The organism is Bradyrhizobium sp. USDA 4341, from assembly GCF_054063755.1.
On sequence record NZ_JBSSGO010000001.1, the window covers coordinates 1,078,806 to 1,100,969 of the forward strand.

Genomic DNA, 22,164 nt, shown 5'->3' on the forward strand with positions numbered 1-22,164 from the left:
GCCCTCACTTCGTGAGCGCGGGCGCGCCGCGGAGCACGGGGGCGCCGCCGCGGACATTCGGGTACGCGGTGACGTAACGGAATTCGACGCGCTTCTGGTTCGCATCGACCACCACCTGGGCGGTGCCCTGCACCTGCAGCCCGATGTCTTCGAGGATCTTGGCAACCGGCAGGTCCCGCGCGTTGACGTTGACCATCGGCGGGGTGCCCGGCGGATTGCCGACCACCCGGAATTCGTAGCCCATGAGGCCAGCGGTCTCGCGGGCGGCAGCCACACCCGGGCCCGACCATGTCATGGTCGCCTGGCGGCGAAGCTCCGGCGGCAATCCGGTGACATCAAGTGACGGCGGCGCCGGCTCGGTCCGGGCCCGCTCGACCTGAGCGAGGGATTCCTGAGCGCGGACGGCGCGGTCAGCCGACTGCGCCAGGCTGTCGGCCACCATCTGCCGAGACGCCGAGTCGAGTTCCTCGGTGCGGCTGTCATTAATCCTGGTCGCGCATCCGGCGAGCGTCATCGCCAGGACGACAACAGCCGTGGCGGCCAGAGGCGCGCGCAAGACGGCCGACGTGCGAAAACCGTGAACCCCCAACATGTCCCCCAACTCTCCGTACAGCAACGACGGGGCCGCCGTTTGCAAATCATTGGAGACCCCTTCTCCAAAGGCGACCCTCAGTATTCTAATCCTTGGGATCACATCCCGACCATTCCGCGAAAAGCTTGGGCTGTAAAGCGGTTGCCAACGGGCGTCGCGATCGTTGTCCACCGCTTCCGACAATTTTGGGAGCCACCCAACGGTCATGCGGTGGCCGTGTCCTGACATGGGCCGACTGGCAGGCGCGTTAACTGAATGTCGCGGATGCCGGCGCATAAGCCTCATTTTTGAGGCCACACCCTTTAAACCGACTTCGATGGAGGGCTCGTTTTCGAGTTGTTGCAACTCTTGGAGAGTGATTGATCGAGCAGAGATCCAAAACGCTCAGAATCGCCTCTGGACGCCCGAGACGCCGATTTTGCTTATCTCGCTGTGAAATGACAGTAAAACATTTGCATAATGCTAGCGCGATAGGCGTACGCGACGACGTTTCAAATCTTCAAATGTTTGTTGCAACAAATATGATAGCTGTTTCAATTCGAATGATAACCGTTTCAGAGCACGATGGAATGCGTTGCAATTTTGCGGATAGACGTTGCAACAGTTTCAGCGATTTGAGGAATCTCTCGCAATTCCAATTACTTATTTGTCGGTCGCAATCTCGATCCTGCGGATAGACGTTGCAAGGTGTCGGTGGACCGGGGGGGAGTCGCCATCTTCAAACATTTTGATTATTTGAGACGCTCAAAGCCCTTCTCGAAGACGAGCTCGGGGTTTCGTCGACCCCGGATCCCCTTTGAACACCTCCCACATTCGATCGCAGATTTGAACTAATCCTTGTGTGATGATCCGCGCGACCGCGGACTCATCGCGTTTCAGCGAACCCCCAAATGACCACGCAGGAGACCTCCCGCGGCCAGGAGAAGGTACCTTCAAAGACCCCGATAATTCTTCTCCAGGGTTCGAAACGACGGTCATGGTCCAGCGGACTGGTTCTGATCCAACCTTCAAGGATTCGTTGTAACGTCTATCCGCAGTTTTGAAACGGTACTTTGCCACTTTCCGGCAGGTGGGGTACCGTCAGAAAAAATGTGAGGATAGACGTTACAACGCTCCGGATAGCCGTATTTTTTCTCTCCATGTAATGGGGGGCCGAGAAAAAAATCTGCCGCCTTACCCTCCGCCAACGTCCTTCGGGACGCCGCGCCAAAAGGCCGGAAATCCGGATGGTCATCGGCGGAGACATCGGCGGAGCCTTAAGGATTCGATAACCGCCCCTCGGGGCGACTGAAGGAGAACGAAGATGGCCGAAGACGGCGAGCAGCCGCCCCACCGGGGGCAATCCCAGCAGCCCCCACGGTCCCCGGCGGCCCTCCGGGAGGCCCTGGGCCTGCCGGCCTACGCCGTCCGGCGAACCCCGCCTGCGGTCGGGGCTCCCGACGAAGCGTCCAATGATGGCAAATTGCGACAACAGGAAGCCGAGCCGCACGACCTGGTTCCCCATCGATCCAATGATGGCAAATTGCGCCACGCGGATCACAGTCAGCCCGACGCTTCCAATGATGGCAAATTGCGACAGCAGGACACCCAGGCTATCGCTCAGGCAACTGGAAGCTCGCCGACGATCCGGCGGCCGATGGTTCGGCCCCCCGTTCGACGCCCAGCCGTCCAAGATCCCGGAGGAGCGCCCCAGGCGATGGCGGCGGCCGTGCCGGCCGCCGCCACTTCGGCTGACCAGAGCGCTCGCGTGGCCCGGGCGCCCATTGATGATTCCCAAACTGACAAACACTGCCCACCGGACACCCAGCAGCGGGAGTTGGCCGGCCGGACCGCAAGGTCATCCGGGATCGGCGATGCCCAGGCCACCGGGGCCCGGGCCAATGGTTCGCCGCGCGACTTCGTCGAGGATGGCCGCCCGATGGAAGACGATCCGATGACCAGTCTCCGATCCAGTCTGCCTGAGGCCGACGTGCTGCTCGAGGCCCCCGAGTCTGAAGTCGTCGTCAGCCCGGTACGCCGCACGACCGCGAAGGATGATCCCGGCAAACCAACCGGACCTGATTACGGAGATCTCCGTACGCAAATCGTCGCGACCATGGCCCAGTCGGAGAAGTCGCGCAGGAAGTGGCGTGAGAGCCAGCTCGCGCTCCCGGACGATATGCCCGAGGAGGAGAAGGAGAAGGTCATCTCCAAGCAGGGGCGCCTCAAGCAGGCGAGCCCAGAGACCCAGAAGCTGTACCTTTCCCGCGGGCGGGGCCTTATGGTCCGCTATCGGCGGGAGTCCAATCTCCACATTTCCCTGGAGGACACCGACCCGCGTGAGTTCGTCAACTGGCTGCTCGGATTGAAGCCTTTCCTGACGATCAACAGCTGGCGGTCCTACCGCGCGGCTTCGCTGGCTATCATCCAGACGATCCCTTCGGTCTATATCGATGACGCGGTGGCAATGCTCCAGGCTGACTTGAATGTCGGCAAGGACGAGGGCGCGCCGGTCAGCCGCAAGCCTACCGACAGCGACGGCGTCGGGGCGACGATGCGTGCCAAGCGAATGGATCACCAGCATTTGCAGGCGCTCAAGCGTCGCCTCCTTATCACGACACGGAGCCCGGCGACCCCTTGGCTGATGGACTGGTTGGATGCCGGCATCAATACCGGCTTACGTCCGTCCGAGTGGGCGCTGACGAGTATCGAGCGGCGTCAGGACCGGCGTTTCCCGAACGGCCGGGTTTGGCTCCATATCGTTAGCGCCAAGGCGGCTGAAGGCCGGGCCACCCACCGAACTCTTGATCTGTCCAATTTTTCGGCAGATGCCCTCGATGCGATCGAGCGGATGGTCACCCGCTCCCGCGAGTGGGTTCTGACCGGCCAATGGGCGGATCGGCAATACGACGTCTCCCGGTTGCTGCGGAAGGTCTGCAAGCTGATGTTTCCCCGTATGCAGAAGCAGTACACGCTCTACAGTTTGCGACACCAGTTTATTGCCAACATGAAGACCATCTATACCCGCGAAGAAGTTGCGGCGATGATCGGTCACATCTCGCTCGACACCCAGGTCGATCATTATGGCAAGAAGCGCATCGCCTGGGAGTCGAGGTTGATCACCGAAGTGCCGATGCCACTCGATGAACAGGTCGTCCAGATCAAGAAGCGCCTGGAGCTCTTCGATTTGCGCCGTGAAGACATCGCTCAGAAGCGAGCTGCCAAGGGCGACAATCTGGATCCGGCCCTCGATGAAGATGATGAGGAGGAGGCCGGCTACGATCCGGGCGATGATCTTGATGCCGAACCGGCAATCGACACTCGTAATCTTGAGCCCGAAATGCGCGTCAAGGCTGCCGATGTTGACCCCTCGGTCGCCTGATGTCCGTTACCGAGCTTTTCCCATGAAGGGCGGCGCTCTCGCCAGGACTCGGTCCGGTCGCCGGGTGCGACGAGGCTCGCTCCGGTGCAGGCCTGTTCGAAATGGTCAATGAGCCGTTGTTGCCCGGATTCGACGTCCCCACTATGTCCCCTAGGGATTTCCGCATGATCAAACTCGACAAGCAGCAGGAAGACGCCCTACGGGGCCTGGCCGGCGCGATCGGAATTCCGGCCGTGCTTCATTTTCAGTGGCTGAAGGGGATGACACGGGGCCTCTTGACGATTTCGCGATGGCGAGACCGGAAGGCATTTGACGCCTGGGACAAGCGAAGGATCCGGAACTACGCCAGGCAGCGCTATTGAATGCAACTCGTCAAAACCAATGAACGCTCGGGACCGTGAACTTCCCCGTCAACAAAACGCATCCGAAACCCGCATCACATAGGCACGCCCGTAGAAAACGGCGCCGCTCTCAGGCAGAGAAAGAGCTGGCGGGACCTTTGCGAGGTTGAGCACCATCTCGGTCTCCTTCCCATGGGGAAAGCGACGGATTTCTCCGACCGAGACGAACCGCTCAATGAATCTGGTCGCAGAATGTCGATCAACCCAGGCGTCTGACGAGGTCGCTTTCTTCAGACGATGTATTTTAACCAACTGCGCTGCGATATCTCTGCGAACGACAGCGGTCTGAGCAAATTCAGTGAGCGACATTCGCTTTGCTCGCTCCCTCTCCCGTTTGATCTTGGCGAGAGCTCGCCTTTCGGATTCGACCTTTGACTTGGTTTGCCGCTCGGCCTGCTTCGCCGCAGCAAGTCTGCTTTTCCGCTTCGCCTGTTCCGCTTCTATCTTCGCCTTCCGAGCCGCACGTTTCGCGTCAAGCTTTGTTCGTTTGGCAGCGGCCTTCACTTTCTGTCTTGCTGCCTCCATTGCCGCGGCTTTGGCTTCCCGCTCGGCCTTTTTCGCCGCCGCCCTGGCCTCCCGCTGAGCTTGTTTGGCTGCTCTCTTCGCTTGCCGTTCAGCCTGTTTCGCCGCCGCAAGCCTGCTTTTCCGCTTCGCCTTTTCCGCTTCGATCTTCGCCTTCCGAGCCGCGCGGTTTGCCTCGAACTTCGCTCGTTTTGCGGCGGCTTTCATTTCTTGCTTTGCGGCCACTACTGCGGCGGCCCTGGCTTCCCGCTCGGCCTTTTTCGCCGCCGCCCTGGCCTCGCGTTCCTCTTGTTTGGCAGCTGCCCTCGCTTGCCTTTCAGCTTGCTTCGTGGCGGCCCTGGCTTCCCGATCGGCCTTCTTCGCCGCCAGCTTGGCTTGGCACTCGGCCATCCAATCGTCCCAATCTGCGGACGTAGTATCGACCGTCGCCTGCTTCGCCCTCCTTGCCGCCTCGGTGCGTTTTGCAGCTTCCAGCTCCGCACGCTCTGCGATCGCGATCGCCTCGGTCGCATCCATTTCCGCTGCGCGCGCTATTTCCGTGGCCTCTTGTGTTGCTGCCTGCGCAGCCTTGTGGGATTCGTGGGCCGCTCTCGCAGCGGCGAGCTTGTTTTCCATGTCCGCGAGCTTGATTAGGGCCCAGGCCTCCTCAGCCTCGATTCGGACGCGTTCGCGATCGGTAGGCCCCCCGGGGGTCGCGGAGGCAGTTCTGATCAACTCCTCTAGCGCTGCATTGGCGGCAGCTTCCACCTGCACGGCATTTCGAGCGGCATTCTGCGAGGCAACGTATGTCTGCAACGCAACCATCTCAGCTGCGACGAAGCGTTCCTTCTCGGCTTGTTTACTCCCGGCAAGGGCTTTCAATCCCGCGGCTCTAGCTCGCGCTCTAGCTGCGACGATCCTCGCTGCCTCGACACTATCTATTGATGCATTCCGAGCGGTTCTCTTGTTTTTTGCTTCGATCGCATCACGCAGAATTCCTGTAGGCCGGCCGAGTTTGCGTGTGTCGGACGCTCTAGGTGAGGGGAACAGGTTATCCTGCAGGCCGCGCCGCCAGCCTGGCAGGGCGAGAGAAACGAGCGCGCGCTTCTCAATCTGACGGATGCGCTCTCTCGTAAGTCCGAAACTTTGCCCCACCTCCTCAAGGGTGTGCTCTCTTGCTCTGATATCACCGATACCAAAGCGCATCCGAATTACCCGTTCCTCCCTCGGAGGCAATCTCGCAAGCAGCATAGAGATTTGCCGACGGAGATCGAATTCTTCGAGGCTCGCCTCCGGTGCGGTTGTCGCGTCGTCTGGCATGGAGATGACGATGTTGCCCCAGGTCCGTCGCGACAGAAGGAGGCGATCACCCCCAACGTCATCCTCCGCGTCATCTTCGCGGTCGAAGGCTTCATCATCGCCTGCGATCGGGACGAGTGTCGGGCGGATCTGGAGTTGGGCACAGATCCGCAAAAAGGCGACCACATCATTGTCCGGCATGCCGGCGGCCATCCGCCTTGCAAGGCCGCAGTCCAGATGCTCGGCCAAAAGCACACCGATCTCACACGCCATACCCGCTACATCGGACTCGGCAGTGATCTGATCCGCGGGAGACATCTCTTTGATGACAGGCCGCAACCCGCCGGCAGCAGCCGCGACCTTTAGAAGGCGAACGCCCGGCAAAGGTCCCAAAAGCTTATTCGCATATGACAGGACGGCATCAAATGCTGAGGTCGCGCCTGGATCAAATGCAGCTGGATCGATCCTCAGCCTCCGGGGAATACTCCGCGACGTACGGTCATGGTCCGCCGCTTTGATCGAAGCCTGGATCTCGGCTCTCGTGCGATAATGCATTTCAGCGCGCCACTGCGATCGCCTGCTACGGGTTGCCTTCGACTGTTAGTTTTCCGGGTGTGCTCGGGACCCAGAAAAGGGCGGACTGTTTGGCTACGCCAAGTCGCCGCGTGGATGCGCATCTACCCTCATTCGAGGACTATGGCAGGTCTGGGAATCTGAGAGGAGTCCTTACGTGCCGCGGGCCGGCAGCGGTTTTTGACACGGTATAGCGTATCATTTTTCGGTTTTCCTTTGTTCAAATAAGGACTTGTTGCGCCAGTGAATTATCGGATGTCCGATTGATCAAATTCCCCTGATTTTGCAACTCGCCACGGCTTGGGATCGCTGGCCACCAAGTCACGGGCCGATCGCTGCCGCGCTGATTTTGCTGCCGTGGCAGCCGATCAGCTAGGCTGCGTCCTCGTCCTGCTCGTCGTCGTCTTGGTCGCCTTCGGTCGAGACGCAGATGCATTCGACGTTGAACATGTCCCAGAACTCGCGCGCTTGCCATGGTAGGTGCCGGATGGCCGCCGCTTGCTTTTCGGTGAGGATCGTCACCGCGACTAAGAAGTCGTCGTCCGGCGCGAACTCGCCGATATCTTTGGAAGAAACAGCGTAGATACGGCCGTAACGTCCGACAAGAAGAACCGGGTCCTTCATGTCTGCCGCGTCCGAGACCGGTTGCATGAGTTTCCGGAACGGCATGGCTTCGATTTGCTTGGCCGCGGCTTTCTGAGCCTTGTTGCCGCGCCGACCTAACATTTCGTCGCCCCAGAAGATGCGGCAACCCTCACCCCAAGGCACGACAACAAACGGGCGATTCTCCTTGAACGTCTCGGAGCGCAGCTTACCAATTGCGGCAAGCGGAGCGCGTTCCTCCGGGGATAGGATCGTTACCTTCGGCAGGGCTCTGTCGAAATCGTTAGGTTGGTCGTCCGCGCTGGAAATCGAGATGGCAACGGGAGCGCTTTCATCCTCGCCGATTTCTCGCAGACCCTGCAGGGCGCGATCCAGCGCGTACTTGAAGAATCGACCTTCCACCTCATGCATATTGCTGTTGGCAATGTCGACTTCGGCGTCGTAACCACGAGGTTCCTGGGCGCGCAACTTGACTGTCAACACGCTGCCAGGCGGGAGGATTGTCTCCCAATTCCAAATGTCGTGCTCCATGAGCATGGTCACGTAGGCTGCCAACATGGTTGTAAGGTCGACCGGATGCTTGCCTTTGGCCGCCCAATGGCCGTCGAGGTCGAACGTGATGGAAGGAGCGTTCCGATCCATATGGCGATGCAGGGCGACGCCAGCCACGATCGAGCTGGAAGCCTTGTCTCTGACGAGTAACAAGAACCGCTCACCTTCAGGTCTCGAGGCGCGGCTGAAAAACCCTTCGATGACGTTCAGTGTGTCGTTGCCGAATGTCGCGGCGAAGGCCTGGACAGCGAGATCGGTTGTCGTGTCACAGCGCTTGATCTCGAAACGCTTTCTCTGGTCGTTGTAGTCAAGGTGGTCGATCTTGAGTTCGTGGAACGCTAACTGGAGCTCCGAGAGGTCAACGGGGCTCCACGTCCGGGATTTGAACGGCGTTGGTGCAAACGGTTCTGGGTTTCGCCACTTGGGCATGTCCGGAAGATCGAAGGCGTCCTCCGCGAAGGATATATCCGCAGGGAGTTTTCGGGACAGGCAAGCGGCCTCCACCGTAACGGCGCCGAGGCGTTCCTCGATGAAGGAAACCAGACTAAGTTTGTCGCTCTTCTGCAGGGAGGCGAGATGAGATGCGGCCGCGTCCGGCCCATGAAAAAACGCCCTCGCCGCGGCATCGCGAAGCTTGCGCTTATCCTCGCTAATCAAGCGCTCCCTCCATCGACCGGTTTCACCGGTTCGACAGAACGTGAGAGCGATTGCCGGCAGCCAGCCGGGATGGGCTAAATCCCTGACAAATGGCCTGAGCAGCCCTTCCGCAGTCTCGTTACGCTCGCCGGTCGCCTCCCATAGGCTGCGCTCGCACCAGAACGGCGCGAGCCGTACGGCCTTATGACAATCGCGAATGAATTCGGCCAGGGACGAATGAGCCGCAGTGACCGCGGGTGACCAGTCGAAGCGGGGAAGACCGAAGCGCTCCGCGGTAGTTGTCTTCATCAGGAATTCGTCTTGATCTGGAGCGACGCGCTGACCTGTCGGAGAGATATCATCGACGATTTCTCCGGCGAGAGTGGGCGAGACGCCGAGACTGGTGATGGCCTCACAATATTGTTTGCGCCTGTCGCGCCGATCGTTGGCCGAACAGAGCTCGTCAGGGAGGGAAGGTTCGACCGCTTCGTCGGCGACCTTTGATAGTTCGTGCCAGCCGGAATATCCGAACATGGCAGCCACTACCTGCTGGCAGCGGGCAAGAGCGATGTCGATATCACGGCGCAGTAGCGCCTTGCGAAGAGACTTGGCCAGATTAGCCGGGTGTTTCCGGTTCGGAAGATGAATGCGCATGATCGTCCTCGGTTAGGGTGTCGAGACTTGCCCACTCAGTCCACCCGAGAATGATCCACACGGACTTCGGTTTGGAGGTTCGGATTTCGGTCGGAGCCGTCAAGGCTTCGCCACGTGGGCGGCTCGACGTCCGACGACGCCGATGGGCACATCGAACTCCTGTTTTGAACCGAAGTCAATTGTGGCGAGGGCTCGCTGGTTAAGGCTGTCCAGCCAGCCGCCAGACGCCAGAGGCTGCGCCGGATGTGCCTTGGCCTGTTGGCTCTCTCGACATCCAAGCAATCCTTCAGCCGGCCCTCCACTTGAGGACAGCGTTGCACTCGAGCCCCGGCTAGCCTTACTGAGCAGGGCTGGCCGGCCTTCGTCAGCTATTTGTTAACCGATTGTTGCCCCAGGCATTTACTGTTCGATTTCATCCCACGCGTAGGCCTTTCTTAAAGTCCTTCCCGTAGAGGTGGCGCTGGTCAAGAAATGACCTGTCACCAGAAGGAAGAAATACTATGTCTGGAATCGTTCTCTCGGCGTCCGTGCGCCAAAACCTGCTTTCCCTCCAGTCGACGGCTGATCTCCTCTCCACTACGCAGAACCGCCTTGCCACCGGCAAGAAGGTCAACACCGCTCTCGACAACCCGACCAACTTCTTCACCGCGCAGTCGCTCGACAACCGCGCCAGCGACATCAACAACCTGCTCGACAGCATCGGCAACGGCGTGCAGGTGCTGCAGGCCGCGAATACCGGCATCACGTCGCTGCAGAAGCTGGTCGACACCGCGAAGTCGATCGCCAATCAGGTGCTGCAGAGCCCGACCGGCTATTCAAGCAAGGCCAATGTCGACGTGACGGGCACCGGCACCGGAACCGGCACCACAACCGCGGCAGACCTCAACGCCGGAAAGCTCGGCGGTGCGGTCCTCACCTTCAAGACGGCTTCTGGCTCGCTCGCAGTCACGATCGGTTCCTCGTTCTCAACGGGCACCGGTACGGCCACTGTTCAGACGCTCGACCAGCTCAACAGCGTACTGACATCGAATGGCGTAGCGGTCTCAGCTTCGCTGTCGTCGACAGCGGATACCTTAACCTTCACCTCAACCAATGACGCCGCGAGCCAGACGATCAGCAAGTTAGGCACTGCCCCGGCGGGCGAAGGGGTCGATATCACCGCCGCTACCGCTACCGTCGGTACCGTCAATGCCGCGGTCGCCGACGCGAACTCGCAGACGGCCCGCGCCAACCTGCTCAACCAGTATAATTCCGTGATCCAGCAGATCACGACGACCGCACAGGATTCGTCCTTCAACGGCGTCAACCTGTTGGGCGGCGACAACCTCAAGCTGGTGTTCAACGAGACCGGCAAGTCGACCCTGAACATCCAGGGTGTGACGTTCGATGCGAAGGGTCTCGGACTCGGCACACTCACGGCCGGCACCGACTTCCTGGATAATGTCTCGACGAACAGCATCATCAGCAAACTTGGTAGCGCGTCGAACACGCTGCGGTCGGAGGCGTCGTCGCTGGGTTCGAATTTGTCGATGGTGCAGATCCGTCAGGACTTTTCGAAGAACCTGATCAACGTGCTGCAGACCGGCTCGTCCAACCTGACGCTGGCCGACACCAACGAGGAAGCGGCCAACAGCCAGGCCCTGTCGACCCGCCAGTCGATCGCGGTATCCGCGCTGGCTCTGGCCAACCAGTCGCAGCAGAGCGTTCTTCAGCTGCTCCGTTAAGAGAGAGGCTTTCGGACACTTGAACGGCGGGGCTCGTCTCCGCCGTTTTTCTTTTAGTGGCCCCATTGGGCCGCGCAGCCGGATTATGTCGGTTAACTAGCCGTTAACCATTCCATGGCGATGTCTAGGTGTTGCTGGGGGTGTGAAATGCCATTGCGATTCGATCTAAGCCCGTTTGAGGAGATCTATATCGGGAAGAGCGTCATCAAGAACGGGCACGAACGGGCCAACTTCCTGATCACGGGGGATACGCCGATCCTCAAGGCGAAGGACGTTCTCACGGTGGCTAACACTCCAACCGAGAAGCTCTATTACTGCGTTCAGCAGATGTATCTCGAAGACGCGATGCAGAAATATCAGGGTCTGTACCTCAGGCTCCGCGTGGAGGTTGTCGAAGAGACGCGAGAGCTCCGCAGCACCCTCGAAGACGTCCATGTCATGGTGCTGGCCGGCCAGTTCTACAAGGCGCTCCGCTCGCTCAGGAAGCTGGTCAATCCGAGCGCGTTCGTGGTCAACCGCCAGCAACCGGAGGCCTACATCCCGCGCGTCGACGGGCATAAGGTGATGGCCGGCTGACAGCGGGTGAGGAGGAAGCTTGCCGGCATCGCTCGCCGCCGCCTTAGGCGGTGAGCGCAGCATAAAAGGCAGTGGGCTCAGTCACTCAAATTACTCCTGCTTAGTTAGAGCCCATCCCAGGCGCTCGTGTAATAATATTCGTCGTTTTCAAAGAAGAGGCTGGGACCGCCTGGCGCACGGGGATTGTCGCGGAACTGTCCTGCGACGACCGCGCCGTTGATGCGCCAGACAATGCGGTGCCAGTCAAAATCGCCGACGACAGCCCTTGCTTCCGGATCGTTGACACTTCCGCCGCGATAGCAGGTGAGGAAGCCGCGAAGCTCGGGCGAAGTATCGATGTCGTAGTAGAGGTCCTGCTGGGCGAATTTTTCCGGATGAATAAATGGCTTGCGGTAGGGATGATCCGCGTTCGGAAAGAACGCAGGCGGCCTCAACTCGTGCGATCCAGGACGCCCTCGAGTGGGAATGGTTTGTGGAAAATCGGCGGCGTCGGACCCCCAAATGTAGGCGCCCATGTTGTGGCCTTCGAACAGATACTTGTCCCGGCCCTTACCGAGCAGGGTGTACCGCAAGAAATCCACTGGAGAGTCGCCCTCCTTGGGCGCTTGCCGGGTCGGCACGAGCCTGTCCATCCCAGCGAAGATGTACCAGTACCGGGGATGGCCGAGTGGCCACACGGCGCGAGCTAGCTCCCTCACCTCCGGAGGCACCGCTACTCGCCGCACCCCGGTGCAGCCCTCAGGGATGCCCTTGGTCACGCGGTCGTTGTACGTGAAGCCGAAGGGATGGGTGACCAGCTTGGAGGGACGAAAGCCTTCGGCCGCGTGATCCTCCCAATGGATGAATTCTTCTTCCGTTGCCCACCTGATCGAGGCGCCGTCGAAGGTGATCTTCGCCAACGGCGACTGATAGGCGTCTTCGCTGGCGTACATCCAGCCGAACTCCATGGTATCGGCGTCGTCGAACCATGCCGTCCAAGGCAGAAGGTCCTTGTCCTCTGGCCACGTGCCATAGATAGACCATTGACCGCAGCGATGGGGGATGTGAACCGAGATCAGGTGATGGTCGGCGGTCACCTTAGGAAAGATGCCGACGTTCCAGAAGTAGCTATTCGGATTGAATTTACCGGGGCCCAGCCCGATGGAGCTGCCGTTGACGTCACGCGCATACTGCGGATCGCATGGCCGGACGAGGTCAAACTTGATCTTCTCGCCGGTTGCCTTGACGGTGTATTCCGCCGTGAACCTGAAGAAGGACGAGTTCGGCGGCTGAGGCCTCAACCCGAATTGTGCTTGCGTAGCTACGATCAACGATAGCAAGCCCGCAGCAGCTGCACCTGTCTTCCAGAGCAAAGCCCCGACCTGGCGCAGCCTCGCTGTCTTTTGCCGCATCATCACTCGCAATCAAACGGATCCACAATCGAGTCCTTCAAATCAGGGAACCTCCGCCGAGGAAGCGACCGTGCACATTTGTCGCAGACTGTTTCGCTCCGCGTCAAGGACTCTGACGGCGCGATATTCTCCGTTAACTAATCCTTGGCTGCTCGGGAGACCTGCGTTCCATTTTCCCATCAGATGGCGTATTTTTCTTCGTCTGCGGGAGACCTCTTGATGCCTTTCAGTTCAGCCGCCACCCCAAGCGCGCTCCGGGCGATCGCCGAAGTGTCAGCTGCCTGGCCCTTCGAGCAGGCGAAAGCGCTCGTTGCACGACTGAAAAAGCATCCGAAGGATGAGGTGCTCTTCGAGACTGGTTACGGGCCATCCGGGCTGCCGCACATAGGCACCTTCGGAGAGGTCGCTCGGACTGCCATGGTTCGATATGCCTTCCGGGTCCTCACGGATGACCAGGTCAGGACGCGGTTGCTCGTCTTTTCGGACGACATGGATGGCCTGCGTGAGGTGCCCGAGAACGTTCCGAACCGGGACATGCTCAATGATCATTTGGGCAAGCCGCTTACCGGGATCCCCGATCCTTTCGGGACCCATGCGAGCTTCGGCGAGCATAACAATGCCCGGCTGCGTGCTTTTCTGGACAGTTTCGGCTTCGACTACGAATTCGCAAGCGCGACCGACTACTACAGGTCAGGCCGGTTCGATGGTTCGCTTTTGAAAGTGCTGGAGCGCCTCGACAGGGTCATGGAGATCATGTTGCCGAGCCTCCGGGAGGCGCGCGCGGCGAGTTATTCGCCGTTCCTGCCGATCTGCCCGCGGACCGGCCAGGTCCTTCAGGTCCCCATCGCGGCGGCGGACGTCGGCGCCGGGACGATCACCTATGCGGATCCCGAGACCCGCGATTTGGTCAAGGTCCCGGTCACCGGCGGTCACTGCAAGCTTCAATGGAAGCCGGATTGGGCGATGCGCTGGCATGCGCTTGGCGTCGACTACGAAATGGCCGGCAAGGATTTGATCGATTCTGTGAAGCTCTCAGGGCGGATTTGCTCCGCGCTGGGCGGGACGCCGCCGGAAGGCTTCAACTACGAGCTCTTCCTCGATGCCGAAGGCAAGAAGGTCAGCAAGCGCAAGGGCAACGGTCTCTCGATCGAGGAGTGGCTGCGCTACGCCCCGCCGGAATCGCTGTCGTTGTTTATGTACCGCGAACCGAAGGCGGCAAAGCGGCTGCACTTCGATGTCATCCCGCGCGCAGTCGACGAGTATCAGCAGCATCTCGATAGCTATTTCCGTCAGCAGGACGTCCGGCAGCGCCTGGCGAACCCGGTTTGGCACATCCATGCCGGCCTGCCTCCGGTGGAGGTCAATCCCCTCAGCTTCCAATTGCTCCTGACCCTGGCGGCGTCGTCGAACGCCGAGAACGCCGCAACTCTATGGGGCTTCATCGAGCGCTACCGACCTGGGGTGACGCCCGAGACGCATCCGCGGTTGGATGCTTTGGTCGGTCATGCAGTCAACTATTACCGGGATTTCGTGGCGCCTTCGAAGACCTATCGTGAGCCCACCGAGAGCGAGCGGGAGGCTTTGCAGGACTTGCGGGACGCCTTAGCTGCACTTCCGGCACGTGCAAGCGCCGAAGAGGTCCAGGTTGTCGTGTACGAGGTCGGGCGCCGGGAGCCATTCCTGGATCCAGTGAAGACAGGAAAGGATGGCCGGCCTGGCGTGACGCTCGACTGGTTCAACATGCTCTACCAGGTGCTCCTTGGCCAGCAGAAGGGACCACGGTTTGGGACGTGGATTTCCGCCTATGGGGTCGACAATACGGTGGACATCATCGACCGGGCTTTGGCTCGTCGGTCAGCCCGGCCATTAGTTGGCCCATAGAACCGATCAGGTAGTTGTCCTGCGACGACGAGCAGGCGCCGGCCGGGCGCGCAGCTGGGACGCGAGCTCGGGATAGGCGTTTCTCAGTGCGGCGACCGGCGAGGTGTTGAAGCCGAGCGATCGTGATGTCAGCATGCCCCAGAGGCCGTTCTGACGGAACGTTTCGCAGCTGATGCGTTCGTCGAGCGGCGACATCTCCAGATAGTGCTCAAAAAGCCACCGCGTTGCACGACGCGCAAGCTGGAGACCGGCCTCGCCGTCCCATTTTCCTTTTCTCTGGAAGCTCCACTCCAGAAATTTGTCCGGATAGGCCATCCGCATCACCGGCTCCGGAGACTTATAGGTCGCCATGATCTCGTTCAGGCCATTCGCTAAGAACACATCCTTGGTGACCCGATCGGCGACGCGCTCGCGCCAAACCTCCGCAACTTTCATCTTCGACAACGCCAGGCCAAGACGCTCTTCGACGAGCCAGCGTATGGCCTCGATCACGTTGGCTTCGACATCGAAGAAGCCCCGCGGCGTGACCGGAAGCTCCCACGGTCGGTACCGTCCCGGGTAGGCTGCATCCAGGTAGGCGAAGTGATTGCCGAACAGCTTCTGCAAGGGCGTGGTGAGCTTGAACTCTTCGAGGAAACGCTCTGTCATCAGCTTCGGGTAGAGGTCCTCGGGGTAGCCGGTCGCCGAGAACGCTTCGCGTAGCGCGGCTGCGGCGCGCTCTCGGCCGCCTTTGCCAACCCAGTGGCGCATTGGCGCTTGGGCCATGTGGTGAGGCAGGAAGCGTCCCGGGAAAGCTTCGTTGATCGCCCGGAACGGTGAGTTGCCGTAGAAGGCCCAAAGCCAACCTGTTAGCGCTCGCTTCACGAAGAACGCGTAATCGAGGGCCTTCGGTAGATCGGCAATCTTCATCCCCTCTACCTCGATGACCGCATGCAGCACGGCAACGCGGCGGTTCGCAGACTTTGGGTGACGCAGAGCGTCTGCCTTCATGGCCTTCAGGAGTCCGCTCGGTCCGCGTTTTTCGAGAAGGCTGTCGAAATCCCTCCCATAATGCCCCCGGCAGAACGCATCGAGCCCAGGGAATTCACCTTCGGTCTTCCTGGTCAGCGCCGCATGGCGTGACCGAGGCGCCCCGGTGAGCGCCCGCCCCATGGAGGTCCAAAGGAAGTTGCTCGAGGCCTCGAAGTTGGCCGGAGCGATGCCCCGGGCCTCAACGATTTCGAGTGCAGCACTGCGGGCCAGTCGTAGTCGTTCCTCGAAGTCGGCCGGCACCGAAAAGGTCGCCGCCACCGATCTCGCCAGGGTGTCGATCTTTCGCTCGAGGAGCTGGGTCATGACAACAATGCCATACCAGATGAGCCATGCAAGGATTCGTCTACGGATCGCAGTTTCCACCGCAATCCTTGGCTCGACATTGGTCACCCGACGTGTAGAACAGCGGTAAGGAGCAGCGCCATGTCCGTTCATCTCGTGCCGCCGGTCAATGTTGAGCCGGAGACCGTTCTCACTCGTTATCGCGTTTTCGAGCTGCCGGCGGGCACCCGCCATTTCTGCGGCTATGTCGACAGCGCCTTTGAAGGCCGGGTTTCGTCCGGGATCCTCTCATGGGATCCGGATACCATGATCGGCATCACACGGAGTGGCCGCCGCTATCGGCTCGAAGGAGATCCTGGCATGCATCCGGACGCGCTGTATGTCTGGGGTCGATGGAAGGACCTTAACTCGGTGAGCGACTACAAGGATGTCACGGCGGAATATGCGCCGGCGCCAGGCGTTTCCCCATGAAGAAGCAGCAGCCAGTGATCATCATCAGCAGCAGCCGCTCTGCGCCCTCGCCGGCGGAGCAGCCCGAGGCGGTCCTCCGCTATTTTCGGGTTTATGCCGCCGACGATGGACATCATTTTGCTGGCCTCAATGAGGTGACAGGCAAAGGCCGTGTCTCGACCGCGATCGCGACATGGGATCCGGACACCATGACCGGCACGACACAAAGCGGCCGCCGCTACAGCCTGCAGGGCCCGCCAGATGAGAGCGGCATGGCAAAGGCGGCCTGGCTCGCCTGGTCGATGCGTCACGGGATCTCCGACTTCACGGACGTCACCGTTGACTACTCGCCGGCGGCCCGTCCGGGCTTGAACTGAGGCCAATCGGCGGGAGCCTTCCCCATCGGGGCCCCCTGTGATCCGCTGGGTACGATAATTTAACGAGGTGGCGTCGTATCCCTCATTTGGGGGGCGCGGAGAGCAGCAACCGGTCGTATTGTCTGCATTATTTTCGTTTCCAGGACGCGAGTCCGTTTGTTCAATTGTGAACCGGACGAGCGGCTGAGCCGACAGGGTTGATGGTTTCATTTATAAGGATGATCCGATGGGTCATCCAAACGTTTTGCTTCTAGCAATTCTCATTTCAAGCATTTTGCACCGAGCATTCCATGATAGGCGTATTCGGAGTCGCAAGTGTAACTGTTGGTTCCGCTCTTGCTTGCTATGCAGACTGGTATCGGTCCGATGATGAGGTCCTGCAGATGTACGCTGGCGCCCTTCTCGTTCTCGGACTTGCCTCCGTTGGGGCAGCCCTGCCAGATCTGATTGTCGCTTTGGCCTCTGATCATGATCGCTGGATGGGTGGTCTCGCGCATTGCGACTTCGATAAGGCCCGCCGGTGAGCCAATGAGGGAGCTCCCGGCGATGTCGACGTCCCTATGAGCGTTTGTCCAGCGGACTGCGGTGTTTTGAAGTCCTACGGCTTTGGGCTTGCGAGCTGCAGCATCTGGGCGACGTCTGCCACGAACTTCCGTAACCGGTCGGCCTCCCCGTTTTCCATGAACACATGCACTGCGTGATCTTGTTTCGGACGGAAGCTGATCGAAATTCCCTCGCGGAATGGCTCGCCCATGTTGTCAGCGTAGAATGAGACGATGGTGTCGCTAGTGTCGTTCGCAAATTGGAGTGCGCCCGGCCGTCCGGCTCCGCGCGGGACGCGATCCTCCAGAAATTCGGACAGTCTTGTTGCTTCCTCGGCGTCGAGCAGGACGGTGCGTCCGCTGCCGTCATTAACGAGTCGAAGCCGCAGCGCTTCCTGATCCGGTGCGAAGGTCGCCACAAGGCGGTGGCCGTCTACGCCGAGAATTTCGATTTCCTGTTCCGCGACGATCCTCATGTCACTCGCTCGAATTGTTGACCGTATGCAAATTTGGTCTAGGGACTAATGCCCATTGACGCCTCGTCGAAGCGAGCGCACGTGAAGCACTCTGCAAAGATGGCATCTCGGGCTTCCTCGATGCTCTTCCCTGCACTCACCGCGCCTTCGAGCCCGTCCCGATAGGCTTCATTCATCCGCCACAACAGATGCTTCTGCATCCAATCCGGAACGTCGGTGATCAGGGTCTCGCCCTTGGCGATCCATTCCTCGACATCGCTGGCTGTAACGTGCTCTCCGCACCATTGTGAAAAACCGAGTGGATGCGTTGGGCTCTCATTGAAACCGAGACAGTCGCCGTCCCGGAAGACCGCGGTGTACCTGTCCACGGTCGAGCCACCATTGTCCGTGATCGCGGTGATGGCAATTTCATCGAGCTCCTGCCAGGAGGTGAATAGATCGTACGTCGCCGTCACGGTCGGTGTTCCTTCCTGTCTCGCGGAGATAATCTCTCGCGCTTCGTCTGCCACCACGGAGGTACGCGGTCGCGAGCCATCCCGAATGGGGTTCAGCACCTGGTGGAGTGCCTCGGCAAGCGTCATGCCCTGGTTCGTCACCAGATCAGCGACTTCCAAGGATTGGGTGTGCTTCATAGCCATAGGCGACTCGCTAGTTTGCATCAGCAAACCTAAGAGCAACGGTCGCAAGCGGCAAACCAGTCGTGGTGTAGTGCAGGCGGCTGCCCACGGAAATCAGGTCAGATCATAGACTTTGCGAACGTGGCGTCCCCATCGGCGCCGATCCGCTCCAAGGCATCCATAGCTTCGGTATCGCCGGCGGCCGCGCGATTGGCAATTTCGCGAAGGGTTTCTGATGGCCTTTCGATGACGACCCACCCTCGGGCACGAGCCTCCGTCAGTAACGAACGATCGCGCTCTTTCTCGATTTCTGCGACCTCTGCCTCGATAAGCGGCATGGCCAATGGGCGTAGGAGTTCGGTTAGAGGATTCTTTTTTTGGTTGATCGACATCCAGGTGGAAGGCCCAATGTCGAGCTGGCCGGACGACATCTCGTAGAGTGCACTCAGGACGTGCCCCGGTTTGAATCGTTCCGAGAACAGAATGGGCTGTCCGAGCTTTCTCTCGAGGCTCTGGGCCTCTGACGGGTCAAGATGCAGGCGGACCGCGAGAATGCCCTCCTTGCAATAGTAACGATGCAGCTTCATTGATGATATCGCTATTGAGCTGCGCGCACATCTTCGAAGTTGACGATACTACGCCGGCAGCTCGCCGTGTCGGCCTCAGCATCGCCGTCCACCTTGATCGCGTATTTCGCCGGTCCGTATTCGTGGACCCTGTCGATGATGCCGGTTTTCCCACGCTCGAAGGAGACCCGAGTACCATCAGGGAAAGGTGGCTGTGGTCCCGTTCTTTCGAACCAGGCAACCTCCGCCTTTCTCAGTTCGTCGTCCAGATAATGCGAGAAATTGTCGAGGTCCTCGGCCATCTCCAGATTGCAGTCCCAGTGATGCCAATCGTCCAGGCGCTTGGCGATCTGATAGCCGTCCATGTGCCGCTCGCCAATCTTGGCGAGGCTTTCGATGCTGCTGGCGCGCTCGGCTGGTGTCAGGTGCCCACGTTCGATCAGCAGGTCCACAGTTCGCTCTGCCGCGGCAGACCGCATCTCGCCGGTGGCGGTCTTAGGCCTCGGTTCAGCGGTGAGACTGGCAAGCGGTGCGGTCATGTACGGTCCTTGAATGTACAATGCACGATCTGGGGGATACCATACCCCAGATCGTGCATTGTAACGGCGATGAAGTGTACCCACAAAAAAACGGCCCAGCAGCCAGGGAGCTGGGGCCGTTCAACTTGGAGGCGGGTATGCTTACGTGCTCCCGCGATGGGTATTCCACCTCAAATCGTGAAAGTCCGCAAGCCAGTCGTGGCGTATTAATCGCTCGGCTTCACGGGCAGCGGTACGACCTTGGTTTGGGAGCTCCGCCTGAAGCCCGGGAACAAATTCAGAAACGGTTCGGAATCGCGATAGAGATCCTGCATTTCTTTGGGATGGATGAATTCATCCCTGAACCAGGGATATTTGCGCCCATCGAAGGAATCGATCGTCCAGTCGATCAGCTTCCGGACCCTTTCGATCTTCTTTGCCTCCGGATGATAGGTGATCCAGACGTCGAATTCGATGAGGTGGCCAATGTCGAGGGGGATCAAGGGGTCGCCGAGCGCCGGCACGTAGGTCGGCAACCAGCCGATGCCGGCTCCGCGAACGACTGACCAGAGATGTGCGTACGAGAGGTTGTTGCGCATGGTGATTTTTGGGACCAACCCGCGCTCTGCGTATTGCTGATAAACCTCGTTGCCGTGTGTTTGCTGTGCCTCCTGCTGCACAACACGGTGATTGGCCATGACGTCCGCCTCGTCTTTTGGCATGCCATAGAGTTCAACGTAGGCCGGGCTCACGAACGGCATGACGTGCAATTTTGCGATCTTTGCGCGCTTTGCATCCGGTTGTGTCGGAGGATCCAACTGCACAGAAACGTCCGCCTCGAGACGCAGCACATCCGACGATCGCAATTCGCACTTTACATCGATAAGAAGCCCGGGGTTCACGCGCTGGAACTCAACCATCCTGCGACCGAGCCACATGGTGCCCAGGCCCTCGGTGACTGCGATCCTGACCTCTCCGGTGAGCTCTGGCGCGCTCTGCCGGAGAACGCGCTCCAAGCCGAAGGAGGCTTGCTCCATTCGCTGGGCTGCTTCGAAGACCTGCAGTCCTTCCTGCGTCAGCCTGATGCCGTCCACGTGGCGGGTCATCAGCTTGGTACCGTACGAGGCCTCCAGGTGTGCGATCCGCTTACTCAAGAAGCTCGCTGCCACTCCCAGACGTTCAGCCGCCGCACGGATCCCGCCAGCGCGTGCGACCTCGAGGAACATGCGAACCAAATTCCAGTCCGCGGAGGCTTGTTTGAAGGGGAGCTCAGGTTTCAGGTCGGCCTGATGTTTGTTTTTGCTGTTGGGAGACATTGGCACACTCGTTACGGGGAGTCGGAGGCCAACCGGGCCTCGAAGCAACAAACATGGAATTCGCTTACACGGCAAGATTGCATCGTGCAGGACATTGTGTCCCTCGCCTGCGCTATTTGGCGGTCTCCTGTGAGCGGAGTGCAGCCCGCAATTGAGATACAGGAACAGCGCCCTTTCGCGCCTCCTGCCTGAGCATATGCTCCTGCTGCAAATGCCCGAGCCAAGCGGCCACCGCCGTGCACGCTTCCTGTTCCTCGTCTCCCGCCTCGTTGTATTCGAGCCAGTTTCGAGCGATCTCGATCTGCGCTTCAGTGGGTCGTTTCATCGTCTGCTCGTTCCTTTCCGGACGGCTGTTCTCACATGGCGCGCGTAAACGAGTCCTTTAACAATTGCCGATGTTTGTTTAAGCTCCGATCAGTGTCCCACGATCAGATTCAGGAAGGATTCGCTTCCCTTGCGGTGAACTCGAAATTGGGCCATGTTCTATTTTTGTTCTGGACACGCCCAAGATGTTGACCCGAAAACAGTACGCTCTGTTGAGTTTCATCGAATCCAAGCTCCGTGAGGGGGTAACGCCGTCGTTCGACGAGATGCGTGTCGCCATGGGGATCCGATCGAAATCCGGCGTCCATCGGCTGGTGAGCGGCCTAGAAGAACGCGGCTTCCTGCGCCGGCTGCCACACCGGGCACGAACGCTTGAGATCGTCAAATTGCCGCCAAGCCTAACCAAGCAGCCGTCACGTCCGAGTGACTTCGTGACTGTGTCGGTGATGGGACGGATTGCTGCCGGCACGCCGGCCTCCGCATTGTCGGAGCGAATTCGCGAGATCAATCTGCCTGCTGAACTCCTCGGTCCCGGAGACCATTATGGCCTGGAGGTAACGGGGGATTCGATGCGAGACGCAGGCGTGCTGGATGGTGATCTCGCCCTACTGCGGCGGACTGACGGGGTGACCAATGGGGACATCGTGGTGGCCCTTGTGGATGGACAGGAGGCAACCTTGAAGCGTTGGCGCCGTCAGGGCGACACGGTGGCGCTCGAACCGGCCAACGCGGCCTATGAGGTGCGCCTCTTGCCTGCGTCGCGGGTTGCCGTGCAGGGACGACTGGTTGGCATTTTTCGCTCCTACTGAGCCGGCTGCTTGGTCGTTCCTGGATTGTCCGTGTCGGGCTTGCGGTTGTCTTGTCAGCGGCTTGCGAAAGGTGTTCCGCCTGCAAAATCGGCGTCCCATCTATAATTTAAT

General features: G+C 59.9%; 19 protein-coding genes. 8 read left to right on the forward strand and 11 right to left on the reverse strand.

What is annotated here, in order from left to right; genetic code table 11:
* Positions 1-4: 4 nt before the first annotated feature.
* The gene (locus ACVIGB_RS05390; RefSeq protein WP_456717760.1) at positions 5-592 is read right to left on the reverse strand and encodes a DotD/TraH family lipoprotein; all 588 of its coding nucleotides are present in this window, start codon (positions 590-592) and stop codon (positions 5-7) included.
* A 1,696-nt stretch (positions 593-2,288) separates the two neighbouring features.
* Here ACVIGB_RS05390 and ACVIGB_RS05395 point away from each other — a divergent pair.
* Positions 2,289-3,953 (forward strand): hypothetical protein, encoded by a 1,665-nt coding sequence (locus ACVIGB_RS05395; RefSeq protein WP_456717759.1) that lies wholly within the window; start codon positions 2,289-2,291, stop codon positions 3,951-3,953.
* A 164-nt stretch (positions 3,954-4,117) separates the two neighbouring features.
* On the forward strand, positions 4,118-4,315 hold the full coding sequence (locus ACVIGB_RS05400; protein WP_456717758.1) for a hypothetical protein: 198 nt from the start codon (positions 4,118-4,120) through the stop codon (positions 4,313-4,315).
* A gap of 48 nt (positions 4,316-4,363) precedes the next feature.
* Here the strand turns inward: ACVIGB_RS05400 and ACVIGB_RS05405 are convergent, their stop codons facing one another.
* Both ACVIGB_RS05405 and ACVIGB_RS05410 read right to left on the reverse strand, forming a co-directional pair.
* Positions 4,364-6,709 (reverse strand): sigma-70 family RNA polymerase sigma factor, encoded by a 2,346-nt coding sequence (locus ACVIGB_RS05405; protein ID WP_456717757.1) that lies wholly within the window; start codon positions 6,707-6,709, stop codon positions 4,364-4,366.
* A 390-nt stretch (positions 6,710-7,099) separates the two neighbouring features.
* The gene (locus tag ACVIGB_RS05410; protein WP_456717756.1) at positions 7,100-9,172 is read right to left on the reverse strand and encodes a hypothetical protein; all 2,073 of its coding nucleotides are present in this window, start codon (positions 9,170-9,172) and stop codon (positions 7,100-7,102) included.
* 500 nt (positions 9,173-9,672) lie between these two features.
* Here ACVIGB_RS05410 and ACVIGB_RS05415 point away from each other — a divergent pair, with 500 nt between their 5' ends.
* Both ACVIGB_RS05415 and ACVIGB_RS05420 read left to right on the forward strand, forming a co-directional pair.
* Positions 9,673-10,896 carry a flagellin N-terminal helical domain-containing protein gene (locus ACVIGB_RS05415; RefSeq protein ID WP_456717755.1) on the forward strand — a complete coding sequence of 408 codons (1,224 nt, stop codon included), beginning with the start codon at positions 9,673-9,675 and terminating at the stop codon, positions 10,894-10,896.
* Positions 10,897-11,043: 147 nt separating this feature from the next.
* The gene (locus ACVIGB_RS05420) at positions 11,044-11,472 is read left to right on the forward strand and encodes a flagellar biosynthesis repressor FlbT (protein WP_456717754.1); all 429 of its coding nucleotides are present in this window, start codon (positions 11,044-11,046) and stop codon (positions 11,470-11,472) included.
* Between the two features lie 104 nt (positions 11,473-11,576).
* Here the strand turns inward: ACVIGB_RS05420 and ACVIGB_RS05425 are convergent, their stop codons facing one another.
* Positions 11,577-12,875, reverse strand: a complete 1,299-nt coding sequence (locus ACVIGB_RS05425) for a hypothetical protein (protein WP_456717753.1) — start codon at positions 12,873-12,875, stop codon at positions 11,577-11,579.
* A 207-nt stretch (positions 12,876-13,082) separates the two neighbouring features.
* Between ACVIGB_RS05425 and ACVIGB_RS05430 the strand changes: the two genes are divergently transcribed.
* Complete coding sequence (locus ACVIGB_RS05430) at positions 13,083-14,744, forward strand: lysine--tRNA ligase (RefSeq protein WP_456717752.1); 1,662 nt, start codon at positions 13,083-13,085, stop codon at positions 14,742-14,744.
* A gap of 6 nt (positions 14,745-14,750) precedes the next feature.
* Here the strand turns inward: ACVIGB_RS05430 and ACVIGB_RS05435 are convergent, their stop codons facing one another.
* A complete protein-coding gene (locus ACVIGB_RS05435; protein WP_456717751.1) occupies positions 14,751-16,079 on the reverse strand; it encodes a hypothetical protein in 1,329 nt (442 codons plus the stop codon).
* 120 nt (positions 16,080-16,199) lie between these two features.
* On the opposite strand from ACVIGB_RS05435, the gene ACVIGB_RS05440 reads away from it, so the two are divergent.
* The gene (locus ACVIGB_RS05440; RefSeq protein ID WP_456717750.1) at positions 16,200-16,529 is read left to right on the forward strand and encodes a hypothetical protein; all 330 of its coding nucleotides are present in this window, start codon (positions 16,200-16,202) and stop codon (positions 16,527-16,529) included.
* Positions 16,526-16,885: a hypothetical protein gene (locus ACVIGB_RS05445; RefSeq protein WP_456717749.1), complete on the forward strand. Its 360-nt coding sequence runs from the start codon at positions 16,526-16,528 to the stop codon at positions 16,883-16,885. The genes ACVIGB_RS05440 and ACVIGB_RS05445 overlap by 4 nt, the downstream gene beginning before the upstream one ends.
* Before the next feature lie 598 nt (positions 16,886-17,483).
* Here ACVIGB_RS05445 and ACVIGB_RS05450 read toward each other — a convergent pair.
* The 6 genes from ACVIGB_RS05450 to ACVIGB_RS05475 all read right to left on the reverse strand — a co-directional run bounded on the left by ACVIGB_RS05450 (position 17,484) and on the right by ACVIGB_RS05475 (position 21,245).
* Positions 17,484-17,903 carry a hypothetical protein gene (locus ACVIGB_RS05450; RefSeq protein ID WP_456717748.1) on the reverse strand — a complete coding sequence of 140 codons (420 nt, stop codon included), beginning with the start codon at positions 17,901-17,903 and terminating at the stop codon, positions 17,484-17,486.
* Between the two features lie 38 nt (positions 17,904-17,941).
* Complete coding sequence (locus ACVIGB_RS05455) at positions 17,942-18,541, reverse strand: hypothetical protein (protein WP_456717747.1); 600 nt, start codon at positions 18,539-18,541, stop codon at positions 17,942-17,944.
* Between the two features lie 98 nt (positions 18,542-18,639).
* Complete coding sequence (locus ACVIGB_RS05460) at positions 18,640-19,107, reverse strand: hypothetical protein (protein ID WP_456717746.1); 468 nt, start codon at positions 19,105-19,107, stop codon at positions 18,640-18,642.
* Positions 19,108-19,118: 11 nt separating this feature from the next.
* Positions 19,119-19,625 (reverse strand): hypothetical protein, encoded by a 507-nt coding sequence (locus ACVIGB_RS05465; RefSeq protein WP_456717745.1) that lies wholly within the window; start codon positions 19,623-19,625, stop codon positions 19,119-19,121.
* Between the two features lie 206 nt (positions 19,626-19,831).
* Positions 19,832-20,920, reverse strand: a complete 1,089-nt coding sequence (locus ACVIGB_RS05470) for a LysR family transcriptional regulator (protein ID WP_456717744.1) — start codon at positions 20,918-20,920, stop codon at positions 19,832-19,834.
* Positions 20,921-21,032: 112 nt separating this feature from the next.
* Positions 21,033-21,245, reverse strand: coding sequence for a hypothetical protein (locus ACVIGB_RS05475; RefSeq protein ID WP_456717743.1), 213 nt, complete (start codon positions 21,243-21,245; stop codon positions 21,033-21,035).
* Positions 21,246-21,429: 184 nt separating this feature from the next.
* Between ACVIGB_RS05475 and lexA the strand changes: the two genes are divergently transcribed.
* Positions 21,430-22,053: a transcriptional repressor LexA gene (gene lexA / locus ACVIGB_RS05480; RefSeq protein ID WP_456717742.1), complete on the forward strand. Its 624-nt coding sequence runs from the start codon at positions 21,430-21,432 to the stop codon at positions 22,051-22,053.
* Positions 22,054-22,164 lie beyond the last annotated feature (111 nt).